General features: G+C 67.8%; 4 protein-coding genes. 3 read left to right on the top strand and 1 reads right to left on the bottom strand.

Features of this window, described 5'->3' with window-relative positions; genetic code table 11:
* Positions 1-392: 392 nt before the first annotated feature.
* Positions 393-1,421 carry a LacI family DNA-binding transcriptional regulator gene (locus MTR62_RS19165; RefSeq protein ID WP_244023957.1) on the bottom strand — a complete coding sequence of 343 codons (1,029 nt, stop codon included), beginning with the start codon at positions 1,419-1,421 and terminating at the stop codon, positions 393-395.
* Between the two features lie 325 nt (positions 1,422-1,746).
* On the opposite strand from MTR62_RS19165, the gene MTR62_RS19160 reads away from it, so the two are divergent.
* The 3 genes from MTR62_RS19160 to MTR62_RS19150 all read left to right on the top strand — a co-directional run.
* Complete coding sequence (locus tag MTR62_RS19160; protein WP_244023955.1) at positions 1,747-3,984, top strand: TonB-dependent receptor; 2,238 nt, start codon at positions 1,747-1,749, stop codon at positions 3,982-3,984.
* Between the two features lie 71 nt (positions 3,985-4,055).
* On the top strand, positions 4,056-6,329 hold the full coding sequence (locus MTR62_RS19155) for a beta-glucosidase family protein (RefSeq protein WP_244023953.1): 2,274 nt from the start codon (positions 4,056-4,058) through the stop codon (positions 6,327-6,329).
* 5 nt (positions 6,330-6,334) lie between these two features.
* Positions 6,335-6,558 (top strand): carboxylesterase family protein (locus tag MTR62_RS19150; RefSeq protein WP_244023950.1); only part of this gene is annotated, 224 nt, incomplete at its 3' end.

Raw genomic sequence — 6,558 nt, 5'->3', positions numbered from 1 at the left:
CGCCCGGATCGCGGCGCAAGGCTCCGACGCCGACGTGGCGCGCGCGCTGCTGGGCGAAGGCGGCTTGCTCGCGGGCACCTGGCACCCCACCGCCGAGACGCTGGACGCCGCCTTCGCCTAGCGCTCGTGGACAAATTCGAGCGGCCGGTTACGCCTGGTTGCGGGCGGTGTGGTGCGCCCACCCCGTTCGGCTAGGTCCCTTCGGCCCCAAGCCTACCGGCCCTCCCGCACGCGGGAGGGCGTAGCCAGGTTCCCCCTCCCGCGTGCGGGAGGGGCAGCGAGACTTGCAGAGCCGTAGGCGACGCTAGGCGCAGCGGGGTGGGCGGCCAGCGCACCATCCGCCAACCACCCAATTCAGTCGTTCCGATCACCGCCAAATTTGTCCACGCCGCCTAACGTTCAGGCCGCACGGGTCCGTGCGAACCGCGTTCGATCAGCGTCCAGTCGAGCGTGACCGGTTCGAGCGCGAGCGCCTCGCGCGGGTGATCGAGCAGGAGCGAAACCGCGGCCGAGGCCATGGCCCGGATCGGCTGGTGCACCGTCGAAAGGTAGGGCCAGACCGACAGCGCCACCCAGCTGTCGTCGAACCCGAAGACCGACAGATCGCGCGGCACGGCCAGTCCGCACTGCGCCGCGGCAACCATGACGCCGGCGGCCATGTCGTCGTTGGCCGCAAAGATCGCGGTCGGCGGCGTGGCCGTGCGCAGCAGCGCGAAACCCGCCGCGATGCCGCCATCGAAGCTGAAATCCCCGCTCGCCTCGCTCGGCATCGCCTCAAGTCCCAGCGCTTTGAGCCGAGAGAAAAACCCGGCGCGGCGCGTCCCGGCCGCACCGTGACTGGGCGGCCCGCCGACGAAGCCGAAATGGCGGTGGCCCATGCCCCACAGGCACTGCGCCACCGCGCCCGCCGCCGCGAAATCGTCGATCTGCACCGTCGGGGTCCGGCCCGGCGCGAGCACCGGCGCGATGCGCACGAAGCGCACGTCGTGGCGTTCGAGCGTGTCGAGCACGAGCGGGATGTCGGTCAGCGGCGGGGTCAGCACGAACCCGTCGCAGCGCCCGTGCGAGAGGACCGCCTCGAGCTGGTCGGCGAGCGCACGGTCCTGTTCGGTCGAATCGAGGTTGTCGATACGCAAGTGGTAGCCTTGCGCCGAACAGGCCTCGTGCGCGCCGCCCACGATGTTCATGGTGTAGTTCGGGCTGGGGTTGTCGAACAGCACCCCCACCACGAAGGCCCGCGCCCCGGCGAGTGAGCGCGCCGCGGTATCGGGGGTGTAGTTGAGCTCGGCGATGGCCGCTTCAACCCGCTCGCGCAGCCTGGGCGAGATATGCGCCTCGCGGTTGATGACCCGCGACACGCTCTTGATCGAGACGCCCGCCAGGCGCGCGACCTGGGTCATCGTGGCCCGCGATTTCGTCACCTCATTCCCATCCTTGTCGCACTGAAGATCGCACCGGGTGATCGCACCGCCTTCGCGCTGCCTTGACAGCCATTCTTAGGGCCTTCGAACAGCTAAGGTCAAAGCACCATTTAGCACAATTTGTTATTTAGTTGCGTCGCAGCATTGTTTGACAGCGTTGCCAAATGAATTGACAACGCTCTCAATTGCGCGAAACATGCCAGCAACGGGAGGGGACATCAAAAAACGCCAGGAGTCCCTCCCGTAAAAGAAAAACAGGAGGAGAGGGAAAATGGCTTTCAGGGCTAGGGTAAATTGCGCGTCGATCAGGGCCATCTCAGCGGTTATGATCCTGGGCGCGGGCGCAATCGCGACCACCACGGCGCGCGCGCAGGACGCCGCCGACACCCCGCAAACGGCAGCCGTCACCGGCGACGACATCATCGTCACCGCCACCCGCCAGGCCACGCTGCTGTCCAAGACCCCCATCGCGATGACCGCGATCGGCGGCGACAAGCTGCTCGAACAGGGCGTGTCCAACCCCACCCAGCTGACCGATCAGGTGCCCAACGTCTCGATCGTGCGCGGCGCGGGGATGCAGATCACCATCCGCGGCGTGACCAGCACCGACAGCACCGAGAAGGGCGACCCCTCGGCCGCGTTCATGGTCAACGGGGTCTACCTCGCGCGGCCCCAGTCGATGGAAGTGAGCTTCTTCGACATCGCCCGCGTCGAAGTGCTGCGCGGACCGCAGGGCACGCTCTATGGCCGCAACACCACCGCGGGCCTCATCAACGCGATCACCACGCGCCCCGAACCCACCTTCGAGGTGCGCGGCGATGCCAGCTACCAGAGCTACAACGGGCTCAACGTCACGGGGATCGTCAACGCCCCACTGACCGATACGCTCGCGGTGCGCGTGGCGGCCAACCTCGATCGCTACGATTCCTACGTCACCAACACGTCGGGCGATGGCTATTCGACCGACCCGTTCAAGAACAACCAGTCGGTGCGCCTCTCCGCGCTCTACACCCCGACCGAGGCGATCAGCCTGCTGGTGGTGGGCGACTATTCCAAGCAGAAGGGCACCCGCATCGGCGGCGTACCGACCCTGAACTTCTACCCCGACGCCGCCCCGCTCACCGACACTTCGGCGACCGAGCCGGCCAGGGCCTACCAGCACACCGGCGGCGCCTCGAGCAAGGACCTGCGCAGCACCCCCTACGCCCAGCTCTGGAAGCCCTTCGTGAACGATGACGACAAGGGCGTGATGGCCGACCTGTCGATCGGGCTGGGCGATTTCAGCGTGGCCTACGTCGGCTCCTACCGCGAGACCAACCGCGACGAGCATTCGACCATCCTCGCCGGGCTCAACCGCGCGACTTACGACGGCCATTTCTGGCAGACCTCGCAGGAACTGCGCCTCGCCTACGATCACGGCCCGCTCAAGGTCCAGGTCGGCGGGTACTACTTCAAGGAGAAGTCGGGTATCGCCTTCTTCATCCTCGATCCGCAGGACCTCGGCTTCCCCGACGATGCGGCGCAGTACGGCTTCCCGCAGGACCCGACGATCGCGGTCAACAAGTCGGTCTTCGGACAGGCCACCTACGAGATCTTGCCGGACCTCAGGCTCACCGCGGGGGCGCGCTATTCGCACGACGACAAGTCGCGCGTGGGCCAGACCGTCTACGACACCACCGACGGGGACCGCGTGGTACTCCAGATCAACAACGCCGAACGTTCGTTTTCCAAGGTCACATGGCGCGCCGGGGTCGATTACGATTCGCCGGTCGGCCTGATCTATGCGAGCGTCGCCACCGGCTACAAGGCGGGCGGCTTCAACGACGGGTGCATCGCGGCCGAAGGCGCCTCCTCGCTGTGTGTCTACACCGCCGACGAACTCTACTACAAACCCGAGACGCTGACCGCCTACGAGCTGGGCGTGAAGCTGCACACCGCCGACAACGCGCTGCGCGTCAACGCCTCGCTGTTCCACTACGACTACAACGGGCTCCAGCTCTCGCAGGTCGGCGATTTCGGCGGCTGCGGCTACTGCCAGCTTACCACCAACGCGGGCAAGGCCAAGGTCGACGGGGTTGAACTCGAGGGCTTCCTGCGCCCTTCGAGCAACCTGCAGGTCGAACTGGGCTTCAACTGGCTCAACGCGCGCTACGATGAATACTATCCCAGCAAGGTCGTGGGTGACGAGGAAGTCGTGCTCGACTTCCACGACCACCCGCTCGACCGCAGCCCCAGGGTCTCGGGCCGGGTCGGGGCGACCTGGACCATTGCGCTGGGCGATCACGGCGAGCTCAACGCCAACGCGACGCTCAACTACAGCGCCAAATACACCATGACCGATCTTGCGAACCTGATCGATTTCATCCAGCCCGCTTATACCAAGACCGACCTTGCCCTGACCTGGAGCGCCCCGGAAAATCGTTTCTATATCGGCGCCTACGTCTATAATCTGGAGAACAAGGTGGTTATCACGGCGGCCGGTTACGGCAATTTCGGCGCCGATGGCGGTGTCACCTTCATGGACCCGCGCCGCTTTGGCGTGCGTGGCGGCTTCAAGTTCTGACGATGATCCATTTCCCCACGAACCGGCTCCGGCCGGTTCCCCCCGAGCACGAAACACGGAGTGAACGACCCATGCGGACCACCCTCTTGGCCACCTGCGCCCGGATCCTGCCCGCCGCCGGCGCGCTGGCCTGTGCCATCGCCGCGCCGGCCGCCCTCGCGCAGACGCGCGCCACGCCTCCCACCACAAGCGACGCCGCCATCGCACCGATCTCCGAAGCCACGATCGCGGCGGCCAGGGCGCGCGCCGCGAAGACCGTCAAGGCCATGCAGGAGGACGAGAAGACCACGCTCACCCACGGCGCGATGGCGATGCCGATGGGCCCGGGGATGAGCGTGCCCGAAGGCGCGGTGCCCGGCGCGGGCTACGTGCCGGGGATCGCCCGGCTGGGCGTCCCCGCGCTGACCGAAAGCGACGCGAGCCTGGGCGTCGCCTGGGTCATGGGGATGCGCAAGGACGGCGCCACCGCGATGCCTTCGGGCCTCGCCATGGCTTCGAGCTGGAACCCGCAGCTGCTCTATGAAGGTGGCGCGATGATCGGCTCGGAAGCGCGCGCCAAGGGCTTCAACGTGCTGCTCGCGGGCGGGGCCAACCTGATGCGCGACCCGCGCGGCGGGCGCACGTTCGAATACCTCGCCGAAGACCCGCTGCTGACCGGCGATCTCGTCGGCGCGGCGATCGCGGGGGTCCAGTCGAACCACATCATCTCGACGATCAAGCACTTCGCGCTCAACGGGCAGGAAACGGGGCGCAAGTTCGCCGATTCGCGCATCGGGGACGCCGCCGCGCGCGAAAGCGATCTGCTCGCCTTCCAGATCGGCATCGAAAAGGGCCACCCGCTCTCGGTCATGTGCGCCTACAACAAGGTCGAAGGCGCCAAGGCCTGCGGCAACACCTATCTGCTCGACACCGTGCTCAAGCGCGACTGGGGCTATCCCGGCTTCGTCATGTCCGACTGGGGCGCAGTCGACGCGCTCGACTATGCCATCAACGGGCTCGACCAGCAGTCGGGCGACCAGCTCGACGCCAAGGTGTTCTTCGGCGCCCCGCTGGCCGAGGCGGCCAAGAGCGATCCGCGCTACAAGGCCCGGCTCGACGACATGAACGCACGCGTTCTGACCGCGATCTACGCCGCCGGGATCGACCAGCATCCCGCAACGCCGGGCGGCGCGATCGATTTCGACGCCCACGCCAAGGTCGCCGAGGAAACCGCGCGCCAGGGCATCGTGCTTTTGCGCAACGCGGGCAACGCGCTGCCGCTCGCGCGCCGCGCGCAGCGCATCGCGCTGATCGGTGGCTATGCCTCCAAGGGCGTGCTGTCGGGCGGCGGGTCGAGCCAGGTCCAGGGCGAAAGCGGCCCTGCGGTTTCGATCCCGCTCGGGCTCGAAGGACCGTTCGCGGACTTCTTCGCCAAGGCCTACCACGCCTCCTCGCCGCTCAAGGCGATGCGCGCCCTGGCGCCGCAGGCCACGATCACCTGGGCGCCGGGTGACGATATCGGCGCGGCGGTCGCCGCCGCCGGCCGCGCCGACGTGGTGGTGGTCTTTGCCACCAAGTGGTCGAGCGAAGGCTTCGATCAGGCCGACCTCTCGCTGCCCGACGGGCAGGACGCGATGATCGCCGCGGTCGCCAAGGCCAACCCCAAGACCATCGTCGTGCTCGAAACCGGCAACCCGGTGACCATGCCCTGGCTCGAAAGCACCGCCGCAGTGCTCGAAGCCTGGTATCCCGGCGCGCGCGGCGGCGAGGCGATCGCCTCGGTGCTGTTCGGCGAGACCAACCCCTCGGGCCATCTGCCGATCACCTTCCCGCGCAGCGTCGACCAGCTGCCGCGCCCGGTGCTCGACGGTTACGCCAGCCTCGAACCCGATTTTGCGGGTGCGCCCCCCACGCCCGACGCCAAGCTCCCGGTCGATTACGCGATCGAGGGTTCGGACGTCGGCTACCGCTGGTTCGCGCGCAAGAACGAAAGCGCGCTGTTCCCGTTCGGCTACGGCCTCTCCTACACCACCTTTGCCGCCAGCGGCCTGTCGAGCGACGGGACCAGCGCGCGCTTCACGCTGACCAACACCGGTTCGCGCGCGGGCGCCGACGTGGGGCAGGTCTATCTCGTCTCGCGCGCGGGCAAGCCCATCCGCCGGCTGGTTGGCTACGCCCGGCTTGATCTTGCGCCGGGCGCCTCGCAAACCGCGACCGTGCCGATCGACCCGCGCCTGCTGGCGGACTGGAACGGCAGCGGCTGGACGATGCCTGCGGGCGACTATGTCTTTGCGCTGGGCAGCGATGCCGAGCATATCGGCGAAAGCGTGAGCGTGCGGCTCAAGACCAAGACCTGGAAGGACTGACGATAATGCCACGATCCTTGCGCAGGCCTGTGCGCCGCCTCCTCGCCGGTGGCGCGCTGGCCACCCTGCTGAGCGCCACGAGCGCCGGGGCCCAGACCGTCGAGACCCTGTCCGGCCCCGTCACGGGCGCCACGTCGGCAGGTGTCACCAGCTTCAAGGGCATTGCCTATGCCGCCCCGCCGACCGGGCCCAACCGCTGGCGCGCGCCGCAGCCCGCCGCTCCGTGGAG

It is taken from the genome of Novosphingobium organovorum, from assembly GCF_022832435.1.
Lineage (GTDB): Bacteria > Pseudomonadota > Alphaproteobacteria > Sphingomonadales > Sphingomonadaceae > Novosphingobium > Novosphingobium organovorum.
The sequence above is the reverse complement of the archived record's forward strand: the minus strand, read 5'-3'. Positions and strand labels throughout refer to the sequence as shown.